Origin of the sequence: Cnuibacter sp. UC19_7 (genome assembly GCF_042699995.1) — a bacterium.
Taxonomy (GTDB): Bacteria; Actinomycetota; Actinomycetes; order Actinomycetales; family Microbacteriaceae; genus Cnuibacter.
Window position 1 is genome coordinate 1,253,386 of sequence record NZ_CP170560.1, and the last position, 25,311, is coordinate 1,278,696.

Sequence of the window (25,311 nt, forward strand, 5' to 3'; positions counted from 1 at the left end):
GCTCATCGCCCGTGCACAGCCGCACCCATCCTTCTCGCGAGGCTGCGCGCGGCCTCGGCGAGTTCCGGGTCCACGATCGTGAACGGCATGTCCTCCGGGATCCAGGAGAGCATGGCGAGGAGCGACGGCATCGCATCCGCCCCGACCGTCCAGCGTGTCGTCTGCTCGTCGATGCCGACCGCGCCCCGGGCCCAGGGACCGAACCGGGCCCGTACGACGTCGAGCGGGGCGTGCAGATGGATGTCGGCGCTCACCTGAGTGCGCAGCCGTCCGAAGGCCTGATCGACGAAGGCGGCAGCCGAGTCGGCGGGGAGCGGGCGCGCCTCGAAGTGCACCCGAGTGAGGAGCAGGTCGCGGATGCGATCGACGCGGAAGGTGCGCCAGTCGCCACGATCGACGTCCCAGCAGACCAGGAACCAGCTGCGATCGGACGCCACCAGCGAGTGCGGCTCCACGACCCGTCGGGTGGGATCCGCCCCGGGCCTTTCGTAGCGGAACCGGATGCGCTCCAGGTCGCGGCAGGCCAGTGCCAGCTGCCCGATCATCTCCTGCGAGACCGGGCCGGCGGATCGGCTCGGCGCGCGTGTCTCCACGTGCCCGCCGAGCGCGTTGACCCGACGGCGGAGGGCCGGCGGGAGCACCTGCTCGAACTTCGCCAGCGCGCTGGTGGTCGTGACGTCGCCGTCGACGAGGCCCTGCGTGACCGCGGCGCGGAGTCCGATCGCCATCGTCACGGCCTCGTCGTCGGTGAGCAGCAGCGGAGGCAGCTGCGCCCCGGCCTCGAGCCGGTACCCGCCCGCGCTCCCCCGCGTCGCGTCCACCCGGTATCCGAGCTCGCGCAGGCGCTCGATGTCGCGTCGCAGGGTCCGCTCGGTCACCTCGAGCCGCGCGGCGAGCTCGGGGCCGGGCCACTGCCGGTGGGTCTGCAGCAAAGAGAGCAGCGCGAGGATGCGGGAGGTCGTCTCGGCCATGTGCCGATTCTGCCCGATCATCAGGACGAGAAGTGACCTGATTGGCTCGTATCGTGGTGCGCATCCGAGACAGAACAGACCCGAGAAGGGAACAGACCATGGACTGGAAGATCGAGCTCATCTTCGTGCCGGTGACCGATGTCGACCGCGCGAAGGCGTTCTACGTCGACACGCTGGGCTTCAGCGCCGACCACGACGCGTCGCCCGGCGGCGGCGTCCGCTTCGTGCAGTGCACCCCGCCCGGGTCGGCGTGCTCCATCGCGTTCGGCACGAGACTCACCGAGATGGCGCCGGGGTCGCAGAACGGGATCCAGGTGGTGATCCCCGACGCGGATGCGGCGCTCGCACAGCTGCAGTCGGCCGGGGTCGAGGCGGAGGGTGTGCTCGATCTCGAGTGGGGCCGTTTTGTGACGTTCGCCGATCCCGACGGCAACCGCTGGACGCTTCAGGAGCTGCCCGACTACGCCGCCGCGAAGCGCGACGCGGTGTAGCGCGACGCCGCGCCTCGCCTGGTCGGCGGAGACGCGGCGTCGTTCACCGACCGATCAGAGCTCGTCGAACGCGTCGGAGATCGCATCGGCGAGGTCCTCGCGATCCTCCAGCGGCAGGAAGCTCGCCGCCGCGGCGTTGAGCTGGAAGGTCTCGAGATCGTCGAGGTCGTAGGCGAAGGTGTCGGTGAGGAGCGCGAGCTCGCGGCTGATCGTCGTGTTCGACATGAGGCGGTTGTCGGGGTTGACCGTGACCCGGAACCCGAGCTGGTAGAGCAGGTCGAACGGGTGGTCGACGAGCTCGTCTCCCCACTGGGCGATCGCGCCGGTCTGCAGGTTCGACGAGGGCGAGAGCTCGAGAGCGATCTCGCGATCCTTCACCCACTGGGCGAGCACGCCCAGCGAGACGTAGGTGTTGTCGTCATCCTGACGCTCGATCGTCACGTCCTCTGCCAGACGGACGCCATGCCCGAGGCGCAGAGCGCGGCCGTGGAAGAGGGCGCCCCTGATGCTGTCGAGCCCGTCAGCCTCGCCCGCATGCACCGTGGTCGGGAAGAGGTGGTGCGCGAGGTAGTCGAAGGCGGCCAGCTGGTTGGCGGGCGGGAAGCCCAGCTCGGCTCCGGCGATGTCGAAGCCGACCGCGCCGCGGTCGCGGTGCCGCACGGCGAGCTCGGCGATCTCGAGACCGCGACCCGCGTGCCGCATGGCGGTGATCAGCTGCCCGACCCGGATGGTGCGGCCATCGGCGTGCACGTCATCGACGCCCTGCTCGAGGCCCTCCTGCACCGCCTCGACGACCTGGTCGAGGGTCAGGCCGCGCTGCAGGTGCTGCTCGGGCGCCCAGCGCACCTCGCCGTAGACCACGCCGTCGGCCGCGAGGTCCTGCACGAACTCGCGCGCCACCCGGGTGAGGCCCTCGCGGGTCTGCATCACGCCGATCGTCACGTCGAACGTGGCGAGGTAGTCGGGCAGCGAACCGGAGTCGGCGCTCTCCTCGAACCAGTCGCCGAGGTCATCGGCGTCGGTGGCGGGCAGCTCGAGCCCGATCTCGTCGGCGAGCTCGATGATCGTCGCCGGGCGGAGGCCGCCGTCGAGGTGGTCGTGGAGCGACACCTTCGGGAGGGCTTCGAACGGGATGTCGGTGCCGGGCACGAGGCCGTCGTCTGCGCTGTCGCTCATGCGCACAAGCCTAGGGCTCTGCGCCTCCGGGCGGACAGCCCGGTTTCCCCTAGGATGGCGACGCGGCGGGGGCCGAGGACGATGAGGGGACCATCATGAGCGACGAGCGCTCCGGAGCGGCATGGCCGCCGCCCGGCTTCACCGGGGACCGCGACACGAACGGCGCCCCGCCCGAGGCACCGCAGTCGGCGCCACCGGCGTGGCAGCCGCAGCAACCGGCCTCGCCGACGGAGTCGCAGGTCTGGCAGGCGCAGCAGCCCACCACTCCAATGGAGCCGCAGGCGTGGCAGCCGCAGCCGGCCCCGCCGTGGCAGCAGCAGGCGCCGGCACAGCCCGCCGCGGCGTGGGCGCCGCCGACCCTGAGCGACCCCCACCGTCCGACGCCCGATCCCGCCCGTCGCCGCGCACGGCGCCGCCTTCTCGCGGCCATCCTCATCCCCACCCTGGCCGTGCTCGCGCTGGCCGCGGGCTTCACCGCGTGGAGCGTGCTCTCGATCCAGCGGTACTCGTCGGACACGACTGCCCTGCAGCAGGCCGCCGACGACGAGCGCCTCGCGGTCGCCGCGAACTCCGCGCGCCTCCAGGACGCCGGCTCGCTGCAGCTGCGACTCGAGGGTGTCACCGCGTCCGGTTCCTTCGGGCGTGACGCCACAGCGGAGGCGGACGCCCTCCGCACCTCCTCCACCGCGCTCGCGACCACCGTCGCGTCGTCGCCCGAGTTCAGCGTGACTCCGGTGACGGTCCCCCCGCCGGTCTCCGACGGATGGCGTCCGCCGTGGGTGCTCGACGCGGTGTCGTCCGACATGGAGGAGGCCATCGACTCCCTCGACACCGCCGCGGCGAACGCCTCCGCGAACGACGACACGGTCGCCGCGGCCGTCGAGACGACGAGCACCGCCGAGACCACGTACTTCGCCGCTCTCGCCGCCGCGGGCCAGGCGACGATCGACGCGCATCCGCTGACGAGCTACCAGGCCCGGTTCAAGCTCACAGACCTGATGGAGCAGGCGACCGACGCTGCCGTGCCCACCGCGCGCAATGGCGAACTGGTCGACTCGATGGCCGCCGCCCAGGACGCCGTGGTGGCGGCGGAGGCCACCGAGCTGGCCGAGCGCGCCGATCCGTCTCTCGCCGTGCGCAAGGAGATCGAGGACTACGCGAACTCCATCTCGCGGGGCCTGCAGCTCGACATCGACTGGGCGCCCGAGGTGTCCGGGCTCGGCGAGGGCTGGCTTTCCGGCACAGCGCAGTACATGTACGACCACGACGGGTGGGCCATCATCATGCTGAACTACCCGATCGCCGACGCCTGGACCGACGGCTACAACGACTTCGACGCCAAGGCGGTCGTCACCCACGAGGTCGGCCACACGCAGGTGCTGCGCCCGGAGTGCGAGAAGATCTTCCGCGGCCCGGTGTTCGACGGTGATGACGAGGTCTGGGCCACCGCCTGGACCATCGCGCAGGGCTTCGACACCGACGGTTCCGGCATCAGCGCCTACGGGCGCCCCTCCGACGAGCAGATCGCGGCCGCCGCGCAGTGCACCTGAACGCACTCCGGGTCGACGTCCGGACCGAGCGAGCGACGCGTCAGAGCACGAGGTCGCCGGCGATCTCCTCCGCGGCCGCGTGGGCGGCGGAGAGCACGTCTCCCGCTCCTGATGCGCTGAGGCTCGTCGCGACGTAGGGCACCGTGAGAGCGGCGAGCGCCGTGCCGTCGCCCCGCAGCACGGGGACGACGACGTCGGTGATCGATGGCTGCACCGCATCCGACCTCACCAGATGGCCGTCACCCCGGATGCGCTCGAGCAGCGCCGGGTCGACGTCGTTGCGGGCGGCGAGCTCGGCCGCGCGGGGATCGAACGCCGCCAGCACGAGACCGGTCGCGGTGGGCCCGATCTCGAACAGCGCCCCCACCCGCACCCGGAAGCCGAAGTCGGCCGGGCTCTCGACCTGCGCGACGACTCTGACCCGCTCGGCGTCGAGCACGCTGAGGTTGCACGACTGCCGCACCGTCTCGGTGAGCGCCCGCATGACGGGCAGTCCCGCGGTCTCGAGGGCGTGCAGCGGCTCCTGCCGGTGGGCGAGGTCGAACAGCCGCAGCGAGAGCTCGTACAGGCCGCTCTTCCGGTCGCGCAGCAGGTAGCCGCGGCGTTCGAGTGTCGCGAGCACCCGGAAGATCTGGCCCGGCGATCGCTCGATGGCCGTGGCGATGTCGAGTTGGCTCAGGCCTCCCCCGCGTTCAGCGAGCAGCTCGAGGATGTCGAGCGCCTTGTCGAGCGCCGGGACCGCGTAGTCGGGCGTGTGAGCGGGCTCCGCCATGCGTCCGTCCCTATTCGGCCGAGGCGAGGGCCGCGACGAACCGCCGCGCGATGGTCCGCTCGATGTCGTCGGGCACGGGCTGCGCGCCGGTCGGGAGCTCGGCGGCCCGGGTGGCGACCCGCTCGAGCGAGAGGGTCTGGAGGAGGAAGCCGAGGTCCATCGACTCGATCGAGTTGCCCTTGGGCTCCCGCCCGGCCAGGTTGAACATCCGGCCGTTCGCGAGGAGGACGACGTGCCGCCCGCTCGGCAGGTCGATCCGCTCGACGGAGTCGATGATCTCGCGAGAGCCGGTGGCCGCGGCACGCAGGCCGGGCACGTCGATCTCCCACGGGAAGTGGCCGCAGTTGGCGAGCACCGCGCCGTCGTGCATCCGCTCGATCTGCTCCACCGGGAGCACGCCGGGGCGCCCGGTCGCGGTGATGAAGACGTCGCCCCACTCCGCGAAGTCGGCGATCGACCCCACACGGTAGCCGTCGAGGGCGGCCTCGAAGGCCTTGAGCTCATCGACCTCGACGACGGCCACCCGGCCGCCCAGCGCCCGCAGGTACTGTGCGACGCCGCGGCCGCACCAGCCGTAGCCGAAGACCACGAAGCGGCGGCCGGGGACCATGAGGTTCGTGATCCGCATGAGGCTCTCGACCACCGACTGGCCCACCGCGTGCCGGTTCTCGCCGATCGCCTTGAGCATGCTGTCGTTGATCACGATCACCGGGAAGGGGACCCGTCCCGCGAGCTCGCCCTCGTCGCGCAGCCTCAGGCCGCCCGACGTCGTCTCCTCGGTGCCGCCGAGCACGGTGTGCGCGGCGCCGCGCGCGACGAGACCGGCGACGAGGTCGGCCCCGTTGTCGAGCACCATGTCGAAGCCGGCGTCGAGCACGTGGGCGAGGTTGGCGTGGTGCCGGTCGAGGTCGTCGTCGCGTCGCCCGACGATCTCGATGCCCGGGAGGGTGTTGAGGTACGCGACCACGTCGTCCTGCGTGGAGCCATGGTTGCCCGTGCCGATGAGCTCCGCCCCGCCCGCGGCGAGGGTCTCGATGAGCACCGCGGTCTTCGGCTCGACGTGCAGCGACATCCCGATGCGGTGCCCGGCGAAGGGCTTCGAGACGCTGAGCTCGTCGCGGGCGACGGCGAGCAGGGCCATGCGGGAGCGGATCCAGTCGACGCGCGCGGCGCCCTGAGCTGCGAGATCGGTCATGAGCTGCACTCTACACATATGAAGGTTGCATTCATATATGCAATCGTCGATAGGATGGTGTGGTGCCGACCAAGATCATCCTCGACTGCGACCCGGGCCACGACGACGCGATCGCGATGCTGCTCGCCCACGGCGATCCCTCCATCGAGCTCGTCGCCGTGACCACCGTCGTGGGCAACCAGACGCTCGAGAAGGTCACGCGCAACGCGCTCTCGGTGGCCACCGTCGCCGGCATCACCGGGGTGCCCTTCGCCGCGGGATGCACGCGGCCGCTGGTGCGCGAGGTCGAGGTCGCCCCCGACATCCACGGCGACTCCGGGCTCGACGGGCCCGTGCTGCCGGCGCCCGCGTTCGAGGTCGACGAGCGCCACGCCGTCGACCTCATCATCGAGACCGTGCTGGCGCACGAGCCCGGCACGATCACCCTGGTGCCCACGGGGGCGCTCACGAACATCGCGCTCGCCGCGCGCAAGGAGCCGCGGATCGTGCCGCTCGTGCGCGAGGTCGTCCTCATGGGCGGCGGCTACCACGGCGGCAACTGGTCGGCGACGAGCGAGTTCAACATCATCATCGACCCCGAGGCCGCGCACATCGTCTTCAACGAGGCGTGGCCTGTGACGATGGTCGGACTGGACGTCACGCACCAGGCGCTCGCGACCCCCGACGTCGTGGAGCGCATCCGCGCCATCGACACCACGCCCGCTCGGTTCGTGGTCGAGCTGCTCGAGTTCTTCGGGGCGACCTACCTCGAGGCGCAGGGGTTCGAGCACCCTCCGGTGCACGACCCCGTCGCAGTCGCGCGCGTCATCGACCCGAGCGTCGTGCGCACGGTGCCCGTGCCGCTCGACGTCGAGCTGTCGGGTGCACTGACGCTCGGCATGACGGTCGCCGACTTCCGCCGGCCCGCGCCCGAGGACTGCACCACGTTCGCCGCCGTCGGCCTCGACCACGGCGGGTTCTGGGACCTCGTGGTCGGCGCCCTCGAGCGCATCGGCGAGCCCGCCCGCTAGGCGGACCCGCCCGGCGCCCGCCTGGCCCCGCGCGAGTCAGGCCCGGCGCCCGCCAGGCCCCCCGCGCGCGTCAGGCCCGGCTCAGGTCAGGCCCGGCGCACGTCGTGCAGGTGGTGCACGGGGTCGTGGAGGAAGTACTGCGCCAGGGTCTCCACCGTGAACGCGGATCCGTCGCTGCGGAGCCCCGTCCGTCCTCGCGCGTCGTCCGGGACGCTCTCGAGCGCCTCGGCCATCTCCTCGGCGGCGGCGGTCAGCTCGGCCGAGACCACCGCCGGGTCCTGTTCGCGATAGCGCTGCTCGACCGCGGTCGCATCCTGGTCCCAGTTCTCGAAGCGGGGTGTCTCCTCCTCGAGCATCAGCCGCAGACGGGTGCGGAAGATCCGGAACACGTCACGCACGTGGGCGGCGTACTCGAGGTCGCTCCAGGTGGCATCATCGGGGCGCTCGCGCACATCCTCCCGCTCGAGCACGGCCGGCCACGCGGCCGCGTTCTCGCGCAGCAGCACGGGCACCTCGACGAGGTCGACGGCGGAGGCGTCGAACCCGCACTCGGGGCACTCGCGCTCGAGCACCCAGGTCCAGTTCTTCGTGTCGGGCGTGATGGGCATGCTCTCACGCTAGGCGCAGCGCCCCGCCCGCTCCACCGACTTCCTGCCACCCACCCACGATCGAGTGCTCACTTCACGCGCCCGACCTCGCCCCGCCCGGCGTCCGCATGCCGTCCGCATCCCGTCGGCACGCCGTCGGCACGCCGAGCCAACTCCGGATTTCCGGCGTCTCCCGGGCCAACTCCGGACTCCGCACGGCGTGTCGGCGCGGAAGTCCGGAGTTAGCTCACGTGTCGAGCGCTCGCCTTCGGCGCGATCGCGGCGCGGATGGCGCCGCGAGTGAGCACTCGACGAGCCGGGCGGCACGATACGGCAGGCGACCCAGGCGGTGCGGGCTACTCGACGCGGGCGGCGACCAGCGGACGCGCGGGCACCTCGGTGCCCGCGGGCGCGATCTCCCACGCGCCCTCCACGGCTTCGAGGGCACGGGGGAAGCGGGCGGCGTCGTCGGCGAGCAGGGTGAACAGCGGCTGTCCGGCCACCACCTCGTCGCCGGGCTTCGCGTGCAGGTCGACGCCCGCTGCGTGCACGACCGGGTCGCTCATGCGGGCGCGGCCCGCGCCGAGCCGCCAGGCGGCGATGCCGAAGGGCAGCGCATCCTGGCGCACCAGCACACCCGACTCGGGGGCGATGACGACGTGGGTCTCGCGTGCGACCGGCAGCGGAGCATCCGCGTCGCCGCCCTGCGCCGCGATGGCGCGACGCCAGGTGTCCATGGCGCGGCCCTCGTCGAGGGCGGCCTCGACGTCGGCGTCGGGCTGCCCGGCGAGGCGCAGCATCTCGCGGGCGAGGGCGAGCGTGAGCTCGCGCACGTCGGCAGGGCCGCCACCGGCGAGCACCTCGACCGACTCGCGCACCTCGTTGGCGTTGCCGATCGCGAGCCCCAGCGGCACGTTCATGTCGGTGAGGAGCGCCGTGGTGGCGACGCCGGCGTCGTTGCCCAGGTCGACCATCGTGCGGGCGAGCTCGAGGGCGCGGTCGTAGTCCTGCATGAAGGCACCCGAGCCGAACTTCACATCGAGCACCAGCGATCCGGTGCCCTCGGCGATCTTCTTCGACATGATCGAGGACGCGATCAGCGGAATGGCCTCCACCGTGCCGGTCGTGTCGCGCAGGGCGTACAGCTTCTTGTCGGCCGGGGCGAGCCCCGAGCCCGCCGCGCAGATGACGCCGCCGACGTCGCGCAGCTGCGCGAACATCTCCTCGTTGGTGAGCGAGGCCCGCCACCCGGGGATCGACTCGAGCTTGTCGAGCGTGCCGCCCGTGTGGCCGAGGCCGCGCCCAGACAGCTGCGGCACCGCGACACCGAACGAGGCCACGAGGGGCATCAGCGGGAGGGTGATCTTGTCGCCCACTCCCCCGGTCGAGTGCTTGTCGACCGTGGGCTTGCCGAGGGTGGAGAAATCCATCCGCTCGCCCGACGCGATCATCGCCAGGGTGAGGTCGCGGATCTCGGTCCGCGTCATCCCGTTGAGCAGGATGGCCATCGCCAGTGCCGCCATCTGCTCGTCGGTGACGTAGCCGCGCGTGTAGGCGTCGACCAGCCAGTCGATCTCGGGCGTCGTCAGCGTGCCGTGGTCGCGCTTGGTGCGGATGAGGTCGACGGCGTCGAAGTCCTCGGTCATGGTGCTGTCCCTCGTTCTCGTGTCTTCAGATCCGTCAGTTTCTGCGGGTGTCGGGCCCGCGCACTGTCCGAAAGTGACGGATCGGGATGGACATCCGCGACGGCGCTACTCGGCTACCGTCTGCGCGCGGTACTCCTGCAGGGTGCGGGGCCCGAAGGCATCCGGGATGACCTCGTCGATCGTCTTGATGCCCGACACCGTCTCGAGCAGCATCCCCTCGGCCGAGTGCTCGAAGAGCAGCTGACGGCAGCGACCGCAGGGCATGAGCGCCCCGCCGTGCCCGTCGACGCACGTGAACGCGACGAGCTTGCCACCCCCGGTCATGTGCAGCGTCGAGACCAGGGTGCACTCGGCGCAGAGCGTCAGCCCATAGGAGGCGTTCTCGACGTTGCAGCCGGAGATGACGCGACCGTCGTCGACGATCGCGGCCACCCCCACGGGGAACTTCGAGTACGGGACGTACGCCTTCTCCATCGCCTCGAGGGCGACGGCGCGCAGCGAGTCCCAGTCGACATCCGTGCGATCCATGCGGGTGCTCCTATCTGCTGGCGTACGGTATGCCGGATGCGGCGGGCCCGCGGACGCGACCCACCAGTCCCGCGACGGCCACGATCGTGACCACGTACGGCAGCATCAGCATGAACTCGGACGGGACCGGCGAGCCGATGACACCCAGCACGTACTGCAGGTTCGTCGCGAAGCCGAACAGCAGCGCCGCCAGGGTGGCGCGGATGGGGTCCCAGCGCCCGAAGATGACGGCCGCGAGGGCGATGTACCCCATGCCGGCGGTCATCTCCTTCTGGAAGGAGCCCACCGATCCGAGCGTGAAGTACGCGCCGCCGAGACCGGCGATCGCACCGGCGAGGGCGACGTTCCAGAACCGGGTGACGTTCACCTTGATGCCGACGGTGTCGGCCGCCTGCGGGTGCTCGCCCACGGCGCGGAGACGCAGGCCCCACTTGGTGTGGAAGAGGCCGATGTAGACCGCGGCGACCGCGATGTAGACCAGGTAGACGATGATCGTCTGCCGGAACAGGGTCGGCCCGATGATCGGGATCTGCGACAGCAGCGGGATCTCGATCACGTCGAAGCGCGGCGGGGAGTTGAGCAGCGGCGCATCCTCGGTGAGGACCGTGGAGTAGAGGAACGAGGTCAGGCCGGTGACGAGCACGTTGAGCACGACACCGACGATGACCTGGTCGACCCAGTACTTGATCGAGAACGCGGCGAGCACGAACGAGACCAGCATGCCCGCGATGATCGCGCCGATGAGACCGACGTACGGATTGCCGACCACGGAGGCGATGACCGCCGACACGAACGCGCCGGCGAGCAGCTGACCCTCGATCGCGACGTTGACCACGCCCACGCGCTCGGAGATCACACCTCCCAGGGCACCGAAGACCAGCGGGACCGACAGGCCCACCGTCCCGATGAGGAGGCCCGGCACCGGCAGGGTCTGCCCCGCCGCGGCCCAGGTGAGGAACGCCACGAGGAACAGCACCGCGAAGATCGCCGAGTACCACAGCCGCACCTTGCGCGCCGAGGCCACGAGGTAGAACGACAGCACCGCCAGCGCGACGAGCACGATCGAGAGCACGAGGCCGGTGCCGCGGGTGGGCAGCACCGCCTGCGGCAGCTGGATCACGTCGCTGTCGGTGGAGAGCCGGAAGGTGGTGTCGCCGTCACGGCCGAAGACGATGAACAGCAGCACGGAGGCCACCGCGAAGATCGCGAACGCGATGGGCGCCTTCCAGGAGCGCACCACCACCTGGGGCGCCGGATCGACCGGTCCGTCGGGATGGTTGTGCTCGGTCGGCGGGACACCCGCATCCGATGCCAGGTTGTGGGTCGAGACGTTCTCGCTCACTGTGCCGCCACCGCCTTCTGCGCGCGCGCCTTCTGCTTCTTGGGTCTGGTCGGTGCCGACGGGTCGGGCAGCCGGAACACGGCCCGTACCAGCGGCGGCGCCGCGATGAAGAGCACGATGAGCGACTGCACGACGAGCACGATGTCGATCGGGATGCCCTCGGCGGCCTGCATCGAGAACCCGCCCGCCTTGAAGGCGCCGAACAGGATGCCGGCGACGAAGATGCCCCACGGCTTCGAGCGGCCGAGCAGCGCCACGGTGATGGCGTCGAAGCCGATGCCCGCGTCGACACCCGAGGTGAACCCGGCCTTCTGCGGGCCGAGCACCTGCGAGACGCCGGCCAGGCCGACGAGCGCGCCGGAGATGAGCATCGCGTACACGTAGATGTTCTTGACGTTGATGCCGGCCACCCGCGCGGCGTTGGGGTTGAGACCCACCGCCTTGAACTGGAAGCCCAGCGCCGACTTGTTGAGCAGCCACCAGGCGAACACGGTCGCGGCGATCACGAGCACGAAGCCGAACGTGAGATTGAACTGCGGCCCGAGGATCGGGAAGAACGTGGCCGTGTCGTCGAGGGGCGGCGACTTCGGGTTGTTCGAGCCCGGCGCCTGCAGGATCGGGGTGCGCAGCAGGTACGACACGAGATAGAACGCGACGTAGTTGAGCATGATCGTCACGATCACCTCGTGGGCGCCCGTGCGGGCCTTGAGGAGACCCACGATGCCGCCCCAGATGCCGCCGCCGATGAGGCCCGCGAGCACCGCGACCACCATGTGGAGCCCGTACGGCAGGTGGAACGTGAAGCCCACCCAGCCGGCGCAGGCCGCCGCGATGATCATCTGGCCGCGGCCGCCGATGTTGAAGAGGCCGACGCGGAACGCCAGCCCCACGCCGAGGCCCGCCGCGATGAGCGGCGTGGCGAACGTCAGCGTCTCGGTGAACGGCTTGATCTGCGTGAGGAAGTCACCGCGCTTGGGGTTGAAGATCGCCCCCTGGAAGAGGGAGACGTACGCACCCGAGACCGACTCCCAGATCGCCGCGAGGGTGTCGCCCGGCCGCGCGAAGAAGTACTGCGACGCCGCCTGCACGTTCTCGTCGGTCACCGCGATCAGGATGCCGCCGGCGATCATCGCCAGCACGACCGCGAGGATCGAGATCATCACCGATCCGCCGACGATCTCGGTGAACGCCCTGCGCCAGCGCGACGGCGGCTCGACGGCGTCGGTCGAGCCGGTCCGGGGCGCGGTGGCTGCGGTCGACGCGGTCGCGGTGGACCCCGGGCCCGAGGCGGCCGTCCCCGGCGCGTCGGTGTCGGGCTGGGGTGAGACCTCCGTGGTGGAGGTGGCCTCGTCGGAGCCCGGGGTGATGGGCTCCTCCTGTGCGCCTCCGAGGCCGTGGCGGGTGCCGTCGCTCACGCGATGATCCCTTCGGTGTCTGCCGGCGTCGCCGCCGAGAGGTGGAGATCGGCCGGCGGGGCCTCGCCCGCCATCATGAGGCCGAGGATGTCACGCGGCGTGTTCCCGGGCACGATGCCCACGATGCCGCCCCGGTACATCACGGCGATGCGGTCGGCGAGCGCGACGACCTCGTCGAGCTCGGTGGAGACCACGATCACCGGGATGCCCTCGTCGCGCGTGGCGACGATGCGCTTGTGCACGAACTCGATCGAGCCCACGTCGATGCCTCGCGTGGGCTGCGCGGCGACGAAGAGCCGCAGCTCCCGGCTGAGCTCGCGCGCCAGCACGACCTTCTGCTGGTTGCCGCCGGAGAGACGGCCGACGGGGGTGTCGATGCCCTGCGAGCGCACGTCGAACTCGCGCGACTTCTCGGTCGCGAACTCGCGGAGGAGCTTGTCCTGCACCGTGCCGGCCTTGACGAACGGCGCGCCCTTCGCCCGGTCGAGCATGAGGTTCTCGGCGATGGTGAACTCGCCCACCAGGCCGTCCTCCTTGCGGTCCTCGGGCACGAACCCCACCCCCGCCTCGAGGATGCGGCGCACCGAGAGACCTCGCAGCGATGCACCGTCGAGGGAGACCTCCCCTGTCACCCGCTCCTGCAGCCCCAGCAGCGCCTCGGTGAGCTCGGTCTGCCCGTTGCCCTGCACACCCGCGATGGCGAGGACCTCGCCGCCCTTGACGTCGAACGACACGTCGTCGACCACGATCTGACCCTGGGCGTCGATGACCGACAGGTTCTCGACGACGAGCGCGTTCGACGTCAGTCGCGGCGCCTCCTTGTGCACGGTCAGCTCCACCGCGCGGCCCACCATGAGGGCGGCCAGCTCGGCGTTGGATGCAGTGGGCTCGGCCTCGCCGACCACCTTGCCCAGGCGCACCACGGTGATGCGGTCGGCGACCTCGCGGACCTCGCGGAGCTTGTGGGTGATGAAGACGATGGCGGTGCCGGACACCTTGAGCTGACGCATGATCTCCATCAGCTCGTCGGTCTCCTGCGGCGTGAGCACCGCGGTGGGCTCGTCGAACACGAGCACCTTCGCGTCGCGCGAGAGCGCCTTGATGATCTCGACGCGCTGCTGCACGCCCACCGGCAGGTCTTCGACCAAGGCGTCGGGATCGACGTCGAAACCGAACCGGTCGCTGATCTCGCGCACGCGCTTGCGGGCGGCGCCCACGTCGAGCCGGCCGCCGAAGCCGGTCTGCTCGTGACCGAGCATCACGTTCTCGGCGACGGTGAAGACGGGGATGAGCATGAAGTGCTGGTGCACCATGCCGATGCCGGCGTTCATCGCGTCGCCGGGCCCCGAGAAGTGCTGGACCACGTCGTCCAGCAGGATGTCGCCCTCCTCGGCCTGGTAGAGGCCGTAGAGCACGTTCATCAGCGTCGACTTGCCGGCGCCGTTCTCTCCGAGCAGCGCGTGGATCTCGCCCGGTTCGACCGTCAGATCGATGTGGTCGTTCGCGGTCAGGGCACCGAACCTCTTCGTGATGCCCCGTAGTTCGAGCTTCATAGCCTCACCCTATCCATCGCGTCATGGGATGCAGTCGTGGAAAGACGAGGTCGGGAGAACCAGCGATGCTGGCTCCCCCGACCTCGTGTGCGCTGGACGCGCTGGATCGTCAGCCGACGAGCGACGACGGCGACTCGACCTTGATCGAGCCGTCGATGATGCCCTTCTTGATCTCATCGAGCTTCGACTGGAGGTCGGACGGGACCTTCGACTCGAAGTCGTGGAACGGCGCGATGCCGACGCCGTCGTTCTCGAGCGTGCCGACGAACGGCTCGGCCGAGTAGTCACCGGAGGCAGCGGCGTTCACGACGTCCTCGGTTCCGACCTTGACGCCCTTGAGCACCGAGGTGAGGAAGAGGTCCTTGAGGTCGGGAGCGGTCTCGTAGTTGTCGGAGTCGACGCCCACGAGCGCGATGTCCTTGCCGGAGTCGCGGATCGCCTCGCCTGCGGAGAGGAAGATCGGTCCGCCGACGGGGAGGATGACGTCGGCACCCTGGTCGATGAGGCCCTGAGCCGCGGTCTTGGCCTCGACACCCGCGGCGAAGCCACCGGTGAAGGAGCCGGTCTGCGACGCGACGTCCCAGCCGACCGTCTTGACGGCGGCGCCGTTCTGGTCGTTGTAGTACTTCACGCCGTCGGCGAAGCCGTCCATGAAGATGGTGACCGACGGGATCTGGATGCCGCCGAAGGTGCCGACGGTGCCGGTCTTCGAGTAGGCGGCCGCCGCGTAGCCGGCGAGGAACGCGGCCTGCGAGGTCTCGAACGTGATCGGCTTGACGTTCTTCGCGTCGATCGACGCGTCGTCGATGATCGCGAAGTTCACGTCGGGGTTCGCCGCCGCCGCTGCCTTCGTGGCGTCGGCCAGGAGGAAGCCGACCGAGATGATCAGGTTGCAGTTCTGCGAGACCAGCTGGTCGATGTTCGGAGCGAAGTCGGTGTCGCCCGAGGACTCGACGGTGATCGGCTTGACGCCGAGCTTGTCCCCGGCCTCGATGATGCCCTCGTAGCCGGCCTGGTTGAACGACTTGTCGTCGAAGCCGCCCGAGTCGGAGACCATGCAGGGCAGGAAGTCGCTCGAGGCGGCGGCGCTGCCGGTCGAGGAGCTGTCGGACGGTGCGGATGCGCAGCCGGCGAGCAGCGCGGCCACACCGAAGGTGGCGACGCCGACGAGGCCGGCGCGACGCAGGGTGATGCTCAAGATGAATCCTCCAAAGTGAGGCCCTGCGCGCACGCAGGGGCTGTGTGGGAGTACACGTTACCCAATGTGACGCCGTGCGTCAGACCTCGCGAGGAGGTCGAGGAGCAAGAGTTACAAACCTGCGATCACCGCGTAATCTGCGCGAAATGTCTGCGCGCAGCGCAGCCATCCGCAGCCTGTCTCCTGATAGGGAGGACGCGCCTGCTCAGGGCGTGCTGGGCGACTGCACGACGACGGTCCCGGCCACGATCTGCTTCTCGAGGTCCTTCAGCTCCGAGTCGAGGGCCTCGGTGACCTCCGGCTCGAGCGAGTGGTAAGGGGCCAGCCCCACACCACCGTTCGCGAGCGTCCCGACGTACGGGGAGTTGTCGAACGAGCCGTCCATGTCGTCGCCGACGATCGACGTGACCGCGTCGCCGGTGTTCTTCATCACGCTGGTGAGGATGATCGGGCGGTACTCGGCCGGGAGGGTGTCGTATCCGTCGTTGTCGACCCACACGATGAGGACGTCGCCGGAGTCGAGGGCGGCCGAGGCGGCGCCCTCGCCGACCTGTCCGGCCACCGGGAGGATGACGTCGGCGCCCTGGTCGATGAAGCTCTGCGTGACGGTCTTGCCCTTGTTGATGTCTTCGAAGTCACCGGTGAACACGCCGTCCTGGATCGACTTGTTCCAGCCGAGCAGCTGCACGGAGCTGCCGTGGTCGGCGTTGTACCGGTCGACGCCGTCGGAGAACCCGTCCATGAAGAGGGTGACCGGCGGCTGGTTTCCGCCGCCGAACGTGGCGACCTTGCCCGTCTTCGTCACACCGGCGGCGAGGTAGCCGGCGAGGTACGCCGCCTGGGCCGTGTCGAACACGATCGGCTTCACGTTCGGCGCGTCGACCGTCTCGTCGACGATCGCGAAGTGCGTCTCGGGCGATGCCGTCGCGGCGGCGAGCGTCGCCTGCGCGAGCTCGTAGCCAACGGTGAGCACGAACCCGCATCCGCTCTGGACCGCCTGGTCGACGTTCGGCGCGAGGTCGTTCTCGCTCGTCGACACCAGCACCTGCGCGTCGATGCCGAGCTCCTGCTGCGCCTTCTCCAGACCCTCCCAGCTCGACTGGTTGAACGAGCGGTCCTCGAGGCCGCCGGAGTTGGTCACCATGCGGGCGCAGTACTTGTCGTCGCCCGCCTGCGTGGCCGGGGCCGACTGCTCCGTGGTGGGTGCGGGCGCGCAGCCGGCGAGGGCGAGCGCCCCCACCGCCACGAGCACTGCGGCCACTCGTCGCGCCCGTGCGGCGCCGATGCCCTGCCGTGACGTCATGGTCTTCCTACCTCCGTGATGCTGTGGTCGATTCTGCCGTGATCGGAGGCGCACGGCATCGCCCGCGCCGTCCGCGGCGAGGTCAGAGCACGTCGCCCGAGCCGCCGGCGCGCAGCGCGTCGACCACGGACTTCACCCGCTGGGCGTTCTCGCTGGTGGTGACCAGCAGCGCATCCGGGGTGTCGACGACGACGATGTCGGTGACGCCGATGAGCGAGATCACCCGCTTCGACTGCGACACGACGATGCCGCTCGACGCATCCGCCAGCACGCGCGCGTTCTTGCCGAGGATCGCCAGCTCGCTGCCCCGCCCGGTGGAGTGGAGCTTGGCGATCGAGGCGAAGTCGCCCACGTCGTCCCACTCGAACTCGCCCGGGATGACGGCGAGCGCGCCGTCCTTCGCCGCGGGCTCGGCCACCGAGTAGTCGATGGCGATCTTCTTCAGCCGGGGCCAGACGCGGTCGACGACGACGCCCCGCTCCGGGGTGTCCCAGGCCGCGGCGAGCTCCTGGAGCCCGGCAAGCAGCTCGGGCTCGGTCTTGCCCAGCTCCTCGAGCAGCCGGTCGGCGCGGGCGATGAACATCCCGGCGTTCCAGAGGTGCTTGTTCGAGCGCAGGTAGCGCTTGGCGGTGGGGAGGTCGGGCTTCTCGACGAACTCCTCCACGCGGCGTGCCCCGTAGGCGCCCGGGATGTCGAGCGCGCCCGCGGTCTTGATGTAGCCGAAGCCCACTGCCGGCTCGGTGGGAGCGATGCCGATCGTGGCGATGTACCCCGCGTCGGCCGCGAGCACCGCGCGCTTCACGGTCTCGCGGAACGCGTGCCCGTTGGCGATCACGTGGTCGGCGGCGAACGATCCGATGATGACACCGGGTTCGCGGTGCTCCAGGATGGCGGCGGCCAGGCCGATCGCGGCGGTGGAGTCGCGCGGCTCGCTCTCGAGCACGACGTTGGCGTCGCCGAGCTCGGGCAGCTGCTCCTCGACCGCGGCGCGGTGCGCGCGACCGGTGACCACCATGATCCGGTGCTCGCCCGACAGGGGCGCCAGGCGCTCCCACGTGTCGCGGAGCAGGCTGTGACCGGAGCCGCTGAGATCGTGCAGGAACTTGGGCGCATCCGCCCGCGACAGCGGCCAGAGGCGCGAGCCGATGCCGCCTGCAGGGATGACGCTGTAGAAGCGGTCGAGTGCGGTTGCTGCGTCGGTCATGCTGCTGAGCCTAGCGAGCGGGCCTGGCCGTCCCCCGTCGGCCGCGTCGAGACCGGCGGATGGGGGCGGGTTCGCCCGCGGACGAGGGGCGGGTTCGCCCGCGGATGGCCACCGACACGACACCACTCGGCCACCGCCGCGCCACCTCCGGTTCCTAGCGTCGGAGGCATGAGAGTCGCGGTCGTGACCGAGAGCTTCCTCCCCACCGTCAACGGCGTCACCAACAGCGTCTGCAAGGTGCTCGACCACCTCGCCGACCGCGGCCACCAGGCCATCGTCATCGCTCCCGCCGCGGGAGCGCCCGCCTCCTACCGGGGCTTCCCGGTGCACGAGGTCCCGGCGGTCGCGTACCGTCAGTTCCCCGTCGGCATCCCGAGCCCGCAGGTGGCCCGCGCCATCGAGCGCTTCCGGCCCGACGTGCTCCACGCCGCCTCCCCGTTCATCCTCGGACCCCAGGCCATCGCCGCGGCGAACCGCCTGGGCGTCCCGTCGGTCGCGGTGTTCCAGACCGACATGGCCGGTTACGCGCGTCGGAACGGCCTCGGCGCCTCGGGCGCGCGGGTGGCGTGGCGCTACATCAAGTGGATCCACGACGGCGCGACCCTCACCCTCGCGCCCTCGACCGCGTCGCAGCGCGACCTCGAGCGGGCCGGGGTCCAGCGCATCGCCCTCTGGGGCCGCGGCGTCGACCTCGTCCGGTACCACCCGAACAACCGGATGCGCCCGGCCGTCGCCGCGCTCTCCTCGCTCCTGGCGGGGCCGGAGCGGGATGTGGTGGTCGGCTACGTGGGCCGGATCGCCCCCGAGAAGCAGGTCGAGCGGTTCGCCGCCCTCCGCGGCATGGAGGGTGTGCACGTCGCCGTCGTCGGCGACGGCCCGAGCGACGAACGGGTTCGCCGGGCGCTCCACGGCGTCCCCACCACCTACCTCGGCCGACTGTCGGGCGACGACCTCGCCGACGCCTACGCCGCGTTCGACGTGTTCGCCCACACGGGCACCGAGGAGACCTTCGGACAGACGCTCCAGGAGGCGCACGCCTCCGGCCTCCCTGTGGTCGCCCCGGCCAGCGGCGGCCCGCTCGACCTCGTCGACCACGGGGTGAACGGCTACCTCTTCGATCCGAGGAGCGCCTCCGACTTCCGGATGCACGTCGCCGCCCTCGTGGGTGACGCGGCCATGAGGGGCAGGATGGGAGAGGCCGGTCGACGCGCGGTCATCGGCCGCTCCTGGGCCTCGGTGTGCGACGACCTGATCCGCCACTACGAGTCCGTCGCGGGCCGCAGGGACGTCCGCAGGCGCACTCCGGCACGCTCACAGGCCTGAATACACATCCGCATTCGTCGCCCTCTCGGCCAATGTTCGCGCGGGTTCGGCGGATCACACCCCCTGTATACACATTAGGCTGGCCTTACAAGCGGTTCCGGGAACGGACGCGTACACTGAGCGAGATCGTCCGATCCGGCTCCGCTCCCCCAGAGGGCGGCACGACGGCGTCTTTCCAAGCCAAGGAGGGTTGTTCATGCCTGAGAACTCGGCAGGGACGATGACACCCAGACGGCCCGCCGGCACCCTGTATCGGGGTCGCGAAGGCATGTGGTCGTGGGTGCTTCACCGCATCACCGGAGTCGCGATCTTCTTCTTCCTGCTCGTGCACGTGCTCGACACCGCGATGGTGCGGATCGCGCCGGGCGCCTACGACGCGGTGATCTCGACCTACAAGAACCCGATCATGGGCCTCGGCGAGACCGCCCTGGTGGCCGCCATCGTGTTCCACGCGTTCAACGGCATCCGCATCATCCTCATCGACCTCTGGTCGAAGGGCACCAAGTACCAGCGCCAGATGTTCTGGATCGTCATCGGCCTGTGGGCGGTGACCATGCTCGGCTTCGCGCCGCGCCACCTGATCAACGTCTTCAGCGAGATGGGGCACTGACATGGCGACCACGATCGACGCCCCGCGCACCCCTTACTCCTCCGCTCCCCGCCACCGCGGGGTGAACTGGGAGAAGTGGGGCTGGGTCTACATGCGCGCCTCCGGCGTGGTGCTGCTGATCCTCATCTTCGGCCACCTCTTCGTCAACCTCATGCTGGGCGACGGCATCAAGGCGATCGACTTCGCCTTCGTCGGCGGCAAGTGGAGCGACCCGTTCTGGCAGTGGTGGGACGTCATCATGCTGTGGCTCGCCTTCATCCACGGCGGCAACGGCATGCGCACGATCGTCAACGACTACGCCACGCGCCCCGCGATGCGCACGATCCTCAAGGGCGCGATCGCCGTCGCGGTCGTCGTCCTGATCGTGCTGGGCACGCTCGTCGTCTTCACCTTCGACCCCTGCCCCGCCAACGGGCTGCCGAGCGAGCTCCCCGAGTTCTGCTCGCCTCTCTAGCCGCTCCCTCCGGGAGCCCTGTACTTCAAGTGAGTGAGCCAGTGACCGAATTTGCAGACGGTGCCGTCGTGGACGGCGTGCACTACCACCAGTTCGACATCGTGATCGTCGGCGCCGGCGGCGCGGGCATGCGCGCGGCGATCGAAGCCGGCCCCAAGGCGAAGACCGCGGTCATCTCGAAGCTCTACCCCACCCGCTCCCACACCGGTGCGGCGCAGGGCGGCATGGCCGCCGCGCTCGCCAACGTGGAGGAGGACAGCTGGGAGTGGCACACCTTCGACACCGTCAAGGGCGGCGACTACCTCGTCGACCAGGATGCGGCCGAGATCCTCGCCAAGGAGGCGATCGACGCCGTCATCGACCTCGAGAACATGGGCCTGCCGTTCAACCGCACCCCCGAGGGCAAGATCGACCAGCGCCGCTTCGGCGGGCACACCCGCGATCACGGCAAGGCTCCGGTGCGTCGCGCCTGCTACGCCGCCGACCGCACCGGCCACATGATCCTGCAGACGCTGTTCCAGAACTGCGTGAAGCTCGGCATCAACTTCTTCAACGAGTACTACGCCCTCGACCTGGTGATGACCGAGGTCGACGGCGTGAAGAAGCCGTCGGGCGTCGTGGCGTACGAGCTCGCGACCGGCGAGATCCACGTCTTCCAGGCCAAGGCGATCATCTTCGCCACGGGCGGCTTCGGGAAGATCTACAAGACCACCTCCAACGCGCACACCCTCACCGGCGACGGCGTGGGCATCATCTGGCGCAAGGGGCTGCCGCTCGAGGACATGGAGTTCTTCCAGTTCCACCCGACCGGCCTCGCGGGGCTCGGCATCCTCCTCACCGAGGGCGCCCGAGGCGAGGGCGCCATCCTGCGCAACGCCTCCGGTGAGCGCTTCATGGAGCGCTACGCCCCCACCATCAAAGACCTCGCGCCCCGCGACATCGTCGCCCGATGCATGGTGCAGGAGGTGGCGGAGGGCCGCGGCGCCGGTCCGCACAAGGACTACGTGCTCCTCGACTGCACCCACCTCGGCGCCGAGGTGCTCGAGACCAAGCTGCCCGACATCACCGAGTTCGCCCGCACCTACCTGGGCGTCGACCCCGTGGTCGAGCCGGTGCCCGTCATGCCCACCGCGCACTACGCGATGGGCGGCATCCCCACCAACATCAAGGCCGAGGTGCTGAGCGACAACGACACCGTGGTCCCCGGCCTCTACGCCGCCGGCGAGTGCGCCTGCGTCTCGGTCCACGGCTCCAACCGCCTCGGCACCAACTCGCTGCTCGACATCAACGTGTTCGGCAAGCGCAGCGGAAACAACGCCGCCGAGTACGTGCAGACCGTCGACTTCACCCCGCTGCCGCCGAACCCGGCTGAGGCGATCGTGTCGCTCGTGGCCTCGCTGCGGAACTCGAACGGCACCGAGCGGATCGCCGCGATCCGCAAGGAGCTGCAGGACGAGATGGACAAGAACGCCCAGGTGTTCCGCACCGACGAGTCGCTCGCCTCCGTCACCGAGACCATCCACGGACTCCGCGAGCGGTACAAGAACATCCAGGTCCAGGACAAGGGCAAGCGGTTCAACACCGACCTGCTCGAGGCGATCGAGCTCGGGTTCCTGCTCGACCTGGCCGAGGTCGTCGTCTTCTCGGCGCGCAACCGCCAGGAGAGCCGTGGCGGCCACATGCGCGACGACTTCCCGAAGCGCGACGACGAGAAGTACATGAAGCACACGATGGCCTACCTCACCGGCGACCCCCACTCCGCCGATGCGGCCGACCACATCACGCTCGACTGGAAGCCCGTCGTGGTGACGCGCTACCAGCCGATGGAGAGGAAGTACTGATGTCGACAGCCGTGCTCTCGAACGACTCCGCGCCTGCGGCGGAGGCGCCCGTCGAGGCGTTCACCGTGACGCTGATCATCCGTCGCTTCGACCCCGACAAGGACTCCGAGCCGCGCTGGGAGGACTTCGACGTCCAGATGTTCGCGACCGACCGCATCCTCGACGCCCTGCACAAGATCAAGTGGGAGCAGGACGGGTCGCTGACCTTCCGCCGCTCCTGCGCGCACGGCATCTGCGGATCGGATGCGATGCGCATCAACGGCCGCAACCGCCTGGCCTGCAAGACGCTCATCAAGGACCTCGACATCACGAAGCCCATCTACGTGGAGGCCATCAAGGGCCTGCCGCTCGAGAAGGACCTCATCGTCGACATGGAGCCGTTCTTCGCCTCCTACCGCGAGGTGCAGCCGTTCCTCCAGGCGTCGTCGGCGCCCGAGAAGGACAAGGAGCGCATCCAGTCGGTCGCCGACCGCGCCCGCTTCGACGACACCACCAAGTGCATCCTCTGCGCCGCGTGCACCTCGTCGTGCCCCGTCTTCTGGACCGACGGCCAGTACTTCGGCCCCGCCGCCATCGTCAACGCGCACCGCTTCATCTTCGACTCGCGCGACGACGCCGCCGACGTGCGCCTCGACATCCTCAACGACAAGGAGGGTGTGTGGCGCTGCCGCACCACCTTCAACTGCACCGAGGCCTGCCCCCGAGGCATCCAGATCACGCAGGCCATCGCCGAGGTGAAGCAGGCCGTCCTCCGAGGCCGTCGCTAGCCCGCCCGGGCGGTCCCCGGCGGCGGTCCCCCGCCCCGCGCAGTCCCGCCCGCCGCGCGGTCCCTCCCGCCATCGGCGCACCAGCCGTTTTCAGGAACTACGCCCGTTCTCAGGACACATCGTCCTGAGAACGGGGGTGGTTTCAGGGTGTTAGTGCAACGCGGTTGAGTAGTTGGCCCAGTGTGGCGGCTGGGGTGTGGAATCCCAAAGTCTGGCGGGGGCGGATGTTGAGCAGGTGTTGGGTTTCGGCGAGGTCGGTGTCGGTGATGGTGTTGAAGTTGGTGCCCTTGGGGTAGAAGTCCCGGATCAGGCCGTTGGTGTTCTCGTTGCTGCCGCGTTGCCAGGGCGAGTGCGGATCGCAGAAGAACACCGGGCATCCGGTGGCGATCGTGAACCGGGCGTGGCCGGCCATCTCCTGGCCCTGGTCCCAGGTGATCGTGCGGGTCAGTTCCGCGGGGAGATGACTGATCATCGCCTGCAGGACATCGATCACGGTGGCACTGTCCCGGGCCCCGGGCAGCCGTCTTAGCAGCACGAACCGGGTTTGGCGTTCGACCAGGGTTACGATCCCGGAGTTCTCCGGTCCCACGACGAGGTCTCCTTCCCAGTGCCCGGGAACCGCTCGATCCGCGACCTCGGCGGGACGGTCGGTCAGTCGCGCCCCGTCCAGCCAGGGACGCCTCGATCGGGCGGGGAGCTTGGATCGCGGGATCCGGCCGGTGCGTCCGGACCGCAGTGCCTTCTGCACTGTCAGTTCGTGACGCAGCCCGCCTCGGCCTTGGAGGTAGAGGGCCTGGTAGATCGTCTCGTGCGACACCTGCATCCCCTCACCGTCCGGGAACTCGACCCGCAGCTGACCGGCGACCTGCTGGGGAGAGAACCGCAGGTTCAAGCGTGACACGACCTCGCCACGCACCGCCGGATCCTCCAGCTTCCGCGGCGTCGGCCGGGAACGCTACAGCAACGCTCGATGGTGCGCCAGGTGAGCTGAGTACCGGTCCTGTCTCCAATGCTCCACCGCGTTGCGGCGCAGCTCCCTGGACACCGTCGACGCCGACATCCCGACCATCCTCGCGATGGCCCTGACCGACAGCGGCGGACTCATCGCCCGACCAGCCTGGATCACAGCACGGTCAGCCAACGTCAACCGACGATACGACCGCCCCACGGCACCGGCCACGACCGCGTCCATCGGGACCGGCACCGCGCCGCCCGGAGCACCACGCTTCTGTCTCATGCCCACGACCTTGGCCCACGACCACACGGTCACGTCATTCACCCGCAGACGACGACCGACCTCCACCGCCGACACCCCCGACGCCAGCAGCCGATACGCCTCAGCCCGAACCTCCCACCCGATCTTCTTCGGCACCACAACGCCCCTTCATTCCAGGCGTTGCACTAACACCCTGAAACCACCGGGCGTATTCCGTAGTCCGTCCTGAAAACGGACTCCCGCTCCGGCGCACTCGCAGCTCCTGCACAGTAGCCGATGCCGCCCGCCCATCCACAGATGGCCCGAGACAGCAACGCCAGCCCGCGGAATGAGCGACCGTGGGTGCGTGCCCAGGCCACCTCACTCGCGCGTCTGGAGCGTCGGACAGCTCCGCTCGTCCGGGCTCACGAAGGCCCGCCTCGCCGGCCTGGTGGCATCGGGGCGGCTCAGCCACGTTCGGCGCGGCTACTATGCGGCGCCCGACGCTGATCCCGAGTGCGTCCTCGCCGTCCGCGTCGGCGGTCGTCTCACGGGGTCGAGCGCACTGCGGCGGAACGGATGCTGGGTGCCGCCCGACGGACGCCTGAACGTGTCGCTTCGGGCCAACGCGGCACGGCTGCGGATCCCGGAGGGCCGCACTGTGGTCTCCCATTGGACCGCTGTGATGCCATCCCATGCCCTCGGAGGCATCGCGGGGGATGACGTAGGCACGCTGCCGCCCCTGCTCGCCCTACGGGACTACCTCAGCGACGCATCACTCCCCCATGCTGTGGCTGCGATGGACTCGTTGCTCCACGAGCGCATCGCCTCCCCCATCGATCTCCGCGATGCCGTCGCCGGACTGCCCGACCGCGTCCACTCTCTCCTCGACCTCTGCGACGCACGGGCGGAATCCGGGATCGAGTCGATCGCCCGGGTCGGACTGCGTGCGGCCGGACTGGCCGTCGAGCCTCAGGTCGTCGTGGGACGCGCCCGCCTCGACCTCCTCGTCGAGGGCCGTCTCGCCGTCGAGCTCGACGGCCGCGAGACTCACGGCGGCCCGGATGCGTTCGAAAGAGATCGGCGCCGCGACACCGCCGTCCTGCTCGCGGGCATCCCCACGCTCCGATTCAGTTTCGCGCAGGTGATGCACGAGTGGGGTTCCGTGCGGGCAGCCGTT

At 70.0% G+C, this 25,311-nt stretch carries 23 protein-coding genes and 1 pseudogene; 8 read left to right on the plus strand and 16 right to left on the minus strand.

Going from position 1 to position 25,311, the window contains the following annotated elements; all coding sequences use genetic code 11:
- Window positions 1-2 precede the first annotated feature (2 nt).
- Window positions 3-971 (minus strand): helix-turn-helix transcriptional regulator, encoded by a 969-nt coding sequence (locus ACFJGV_RS05825; RefSeq protein ID WP_378147550.1) that lies wholly within the window; start codon window positions 969-971, stop codon window positions 3-5.
- A gap of 98 nt (window positions 972-1,069) precedes the next feature.
- Between ACFJGV_RS05825 and ACFJGV_RS05830 the strand changes: the two genes are divergently transcribed.
- Window positions 1,070-1,462 (plus strand): VOC family protein, encoded by a 393-nt coding sequence (locus ACFJGV_RS05830; protein ID WP_378147552.1) that lies wholly within the window; start codon window positions 1,070-1,072, stop codon window positions 1,460-1,462.
- 54 nt (window positions 1,463-1,516) lie between these two features.
- Here ACFJGV_RS05830 and ACFJGV_RS05835 read toward each other — a convergent pair whose 3' ends face one another.
- Window positions 1,517-2,638 (minus strand): adenosine deaminase, encoded by a 1,122-nt coding sequence (locus ACFJGV_RS05835; RefSeq protein ID WP_378147554.1) that lies wholly within the window; start codon window positions 2,636-2,638, stop codon window positions 1,517-1,519.
- A gap of 95 nt (window positions 2,639-2,733) precedes the next feature.
- Between ACFJGV_RS05835 and ACFJGV_RS05840 the strand changes: the two genes are divergently transcribed.
- Window positions 2,734-4,188, plus strand: coding sequence for a hypothetical protein (locus tag ACFJGV_RS05840; RefSeq protein ID WP_378147556.1), 1,455 nt, complete (start codon window positions 2,734-2,736; stop codon window positions 4,186-4,188).
- 40 nt (window positions 4,189-4,228) lie between these two features.
- Here the strand turns inward: ACFJGV_RS05840 and ACFJGV_RS05845 are convergent, their stop codons facing one another.
- Together ACFJGV_RS05845 and ACFJGV_RS05850 are read right to left on the minus strand one after the other, a co-directional pair.
- Complete coding sequence (locus ACFJGV_RS05845) at window positions 4,229-4,960, minus strand: IclR family transcriptional regulator (RefSeq protein ID WP_378147558.1); 732 nt, start codon at window positions 4,958-4,960, stop codon at window positions 4,229-4,231.
- A gap of 10 nt (window positions 4,961-4,970) precedes the next feature.
- Window positions 4,971-6,155 carry an adenosylhomocysteinase gene (locus ACFJGV_RS05850; RefSeq protein ID WP_378147559.1) on the minus strand — a complete coding sequence of 395 codons (1,185 nt, stop codon included), beginning with the start codon at window positions 6,153-6,155 and terminating at the stop codon, window positions 4,971-4,973.
- Window positions 6,156-6,217: 62 nt separating this feature from the next.
- Here ACFJGV_RS05850 and ACFJGV_RS05855 point away from each other — a divergent pair, with 62 nt between their 5' ends.
- Window positions 6,218-7,165 carry a nucleoside hydrolase gene (locus ACFJGV_RS05855; protein WP_378147560.1) on the plus strand — a complete coding sequence of 316 codons (948 nt, stop codon included), beginning with the start codon at window positions 6,218-6,220 and terminating at the stop codon, window positions 7,163-7,165.
- A gap of 86 nt (window positions 7,166-7,251) precedes the next feature.
- Here ACFJGV_RS05855 and ACFJGV_RS05860 read toward each other — a convergent pair whose 3' ends face one another.
- The 9 genes from ACFJGV_RS05860 to ACFJGV_RS05900 form a co-directional block, all read right to left on the minus strand.
- On the minus strand, window positions 7,252-7,773 hold the full coding sequence (locus tag ACFJGV_RS05860; RefSeq protein WP_378147562.1) for a DinB family protein: 522 nt from the start codon (window positions 7,771-7,773) through the stop codon (window positions 7,252-7,254).
- 335 nt (window positions 7,774-8,108) lie between these two features.
- Complete coding sequence (locus ACFJGV_RS05865) at window positions 8,109-9,398, minus strand: thymidine phosphorylase (RefSeq protein WP_378147564.1); 1,290 nt, start codon at window positions 9,396-9,398, stop codon at window positions 8,109-8,111.
- A 105-nt stretch (window positions 9,399-9,503) separates the two neighbouring features.
- Window positions 9,504-9,926, minus strand: a complete 423-nt coding sequence (locus ACFJGV_RS05870) for a cytidine deaminase (RefSeq protein ID WP_378147566.1) — start codon at window positions 9,924-9,926, stop codon at window positions 9,504-9,506.
- Between the two features lie 10 nt (window positions 9,927-9,936).
- Window positions 9,937-11,241, minus strand: a complete 1,305-nt coding sequence (locus tag ACFJGV_RS05875) for an ABC transporter permease (protein WP_378148645.1) — start codon at window positions 11,239-11,241, stop codon at window positions 9,937-9,939.
- A gap of 23 nt (window positions 11,242-11,264) precedes the next feature.
- The gene (locus ACFJGV_RS05880; protein ID WP_378147567.1) at window positions 11,265-12,683 is read right to left on the minus strand and encodes an ABC transporter permease; all 1,419 of its coding nucleotides are present in this window, start codon (window positions 12,681-12,683) and stop codon (window positions 11,265-11,267) included.
- A complete protein-coding gene (locus tag ACFJGV_RS05885; RefSeq protein ID WP_378147568.1) occupies window positions 12,680-14,236 on the minus strand; it encodes an ABC transporter ATP-binding protein in 1,557 nt (518 codons plus the stop codon). The genes ACFJGV_RS05880 and ACFJGV_RS05885 overlap by 4 nt, the downstream gene beginning before the upstream one ends.
- A 109-nt stretch (window positions 14,237-14,345) precedes the next feature.
- Window positions 14,346-15,434 carry a BMP family protein gene (locus ACFJGV_RS05890; protein ID WP_378147570.1) on the minus strand — a complete coding sequence of 363 codons (1,089 nt, stop codon included), beginning with the start codon at window positions 15,432-15,434 and terminating at the stop codon, window positions 14,346-14,348.
- A gap of 205 nt (window positions 15,435-15,639) precedes the next feature.
- Complete coding sequence (locus tag ACFJGV_RS05895; protein WP_378147572.1) at window positions 15,640-16,737, minus strand: BMP family protein; 1,098 nt, start codon at window positions 16,735-16,737, stop codon at window positions 15,640-15,642.
- Between the two features lie 82 nt (window positions 16,738-16,819).
- Window positions 16,820-17,941: a mannose-1-phosphate guanylyltransferase gene (locus ACFJGV_RS05900; protein ID WP_378147574.1), complete on the minus strand. Its 1,122-nt coding sequence runs from the start codon at window positions 17,939-17,941 to the stop codon at window positions 16,820-16,822.
- Between the two features lie 168 nt (window positions 17,942-18,109).
- Between ACFJGV_RS05900 and ACFJGV_RS05905 the strand changes: the two genes are divergently transcribed.
- The 5 genes from ACFJGV_RS05905 to ACFJGV_RS05925 all read left to right on the plus strand — a co-directional run bounded on the left by ACFJGV_RS05905 (window position 18,110) and on the right by ACFJGV_RS05925 (window position 22,936).
- Entirely contained in the window at window positions 18,110-19,264 is a 1,155-nt protein-coding gene (locus ACFJGV_RS05905) for a glycosyltransferase family 4 protein (protein ID WP_378147575.1), read from the plus strand.
- A gap of 196 nt (window positions 19,265-19,460) precedes the next feature.
- Entirely contained in the window at window positions 19,461-19,874 is a 414-nt protein-coding gene (gene sdhC, locus ACFJGV_RS05910; protein WP_378147577.1) for a succinate dehydrogenase, cytochrome b556 subunit, read from the plus strand.
- 1 nt (window position 19,875) lies between these two features.
- On the plus strand, window positions 19,876-20,328 hold the full coding sequence (locus tag ACFJGV_RS05915; RefSeq protein ID WP_378147579.1) for a succinate dehydrogenase hydrophobic membrane anchor subunit: 453 nt from the start codon (window positions 19,876-19,878) through the stop codon (window positions 20,326-20,328).
- A 29-nt stretch (window positions 20,329-20,357) separates the two neighbouring features.
- Entirely contained in the window at window positions 20,358-22,169 is a 1,812-nt protein-coding gene (gene sdhA / locus ACFJGV_RS05920) for a succinate dehydrogenase flavoprotein subunit (RefSeq protein WP_378147580.1), read from the plus strand.
- Window positions 22,169-22,936 carry a succinate dehydrogenase iron-sulfur subunit gene (locus ACFJGV_RS05925; protein WP_378147581.1) on the plus strand — a complete coding sequence of 256 codons (768 nt, stop codon included), beginning with the start codon at window positions 22,169-22,171 and terminating at the stop codon, window positions 22,934-22,936. The genes sdhA and ACFJGV_RS05925 overlap by 1 nt, the downstream gene beginning before the upstream one ends.
- A 142-nt stretch (window positions 22,937-23,078) precedes the next feature.
- On the opposite strand, the pseudogene ACFJGV_RS05930 reads toward ACFJGV_RS05925, so the two are convergent.
- The 3 genes and pseudogenes from ACFJGV_RS05930 to ACFJGV_RS05940 all read right to left on the minus strand — a co-directional run.
- A pseudogene (locus ACFJGV_RS05930) lies at window positions 23,079-23,879 on the minus strand (IS30 family transposase); the annotation flags it as partial.
- Window positions 23,880-23,891: 12 nt separating this feature from the next.
- A complete protein-coding gene (locus ACFJGV_RS05935; RefSeq protein WP_378147582.1) occupies window positions 23,892-24,308 on the minus strand; it encodes a helix-turn-helix domain-containing protein in 417 nt (138 codons plus the stop codon).
- A gap of 598 nt (window positions 24,309-24,906) precedes the next feature.
- Window positions 24,907-25,185, minus strand: coding sequence for a hypothetical protein (locus tag ACFJGV_RS05940; protein ID WP_378147584.1), 279 nt, complete (start codon window positions 25,183-25,185; stop codon window positions 24,907-24,909).
- Window positions 25,186-25,311 lie beyond the last annotated feature (126 nt).

Bases quoted from the DNA above. Each gene is read 5' to 3' on its own strand.
- ACFJGV_RS05825 (WP_378147550.1), bottom strand. From the start codon at position 971: ATGGCCGAGACGACCTCCCGCATCCTCGCGCTGCTCTCTTTGCTGCAG.
- ACFJGV_RS05830 (WP_378147552.1), top strand. From the start codon at position 1,070: ATGGACTGGAAGATCGAGCTCATCTTCGTGCCGGTGACCGATGTCGAC.
- ACFJGV_RS05835 (WP_378147554.1), bottom strand. From the start codon at position 2,638: ATGAGCGACAGCGCAGACGACGGCCTCGTGCCCGGCACCGACATCCCG.
- ACFJGV_RS05840 (WP_378147556.1), top strand. From the start codon at position 2,734: ATGAGCGACGAGCGCTCCGGAGCGGCATGGCCGCCGCCCGGCTTCACC.
- ACFJGV_RS05845 (WP_378147558.1), bottom strand. From the start codon at position 4,960: ATGGCGGAGCCCGCTCACACGCCCGACTACGCGGTCCCGGCGCTCGAC.
- ACFJGV_RS05850 (WP_378147559.1), bottom strand. From the start codon at position 6,155: ATGACCGATCTCGCAGCTCAGGGCGCCGCGCGCGTCGACTGGATCCGC.
- ACFJGV_RS05860 (WP_378147562.1), bottom strand. From the start codon at position 7,773: ATGCCCATCACGCCCGACACGAAGAACTGGACCTGGGTGCTCGAGCGC.
- ACFJGV_RS05865 (WP_378147564.1), bottom strand. From the start codon at position 9,398: ATGACCGAGGACTTCGACGCCGTCGACCTCATCCGCACCAAGCGCGAC.
- ACFJGV_RS05870 (WP_378147566.1), bottom strand. From the start codon at position 9,926: ATGGATCGCACGGATGTCGACTGGGACTCGCTGCGCGCCGTCGCCCTC.
- ACFJGV_RS05885 (WP_378147568.1), bottom strand. From the start codon at position 14,236: ATGAAGCTCGAACTACGGGGCATCACGAAGAGGTTCGGTGCCCTGACC.
- ACFJGV_RS05895 (WP_378147572.1), bottom strand. From the start codon at position 16,737: ATGACGTCACGGCAGGGCATCGGCGCCGCACGGGCGCGACGAGTGGCC.
- ACFJGV_RS05900 (WP_378147574.1), bottom strand. From the start codon at position 17,941: ATGACCGACGCAGCAACCGCACTCGACCGCTTCTACAGCGTCATCCCT.
- ACFJGV_RS05905 (WP_378147575.1), top strand. From the start codon at position 18,110: ATGAGAGTCGCGGTCGTGACCGAGAGCTTCCTCCCCACCGTCAACGGC.
- sdhC (WP_378147577.1), top strand. From the start codon at position 19,461: ATGCCTGAGAACTCGGCAGGGACGATGACACCCAGACGGCCCGCCGGC.
- ACFJGV_RS05915 (WP_378147579.1), top strand. From the start codon at position 19,876: ATGGCGACCACGATCGACGCCCCGCGCACCCCTTACTCCTCCGCTCCC.
- ACFJGV_RS05925 (WP_378147581.1), top strand. From the start codon at position 22,169: ATGTCGACAGCCGTGCTCTCGAACGACTCCGCGCCTGCGGCGGAGGCG.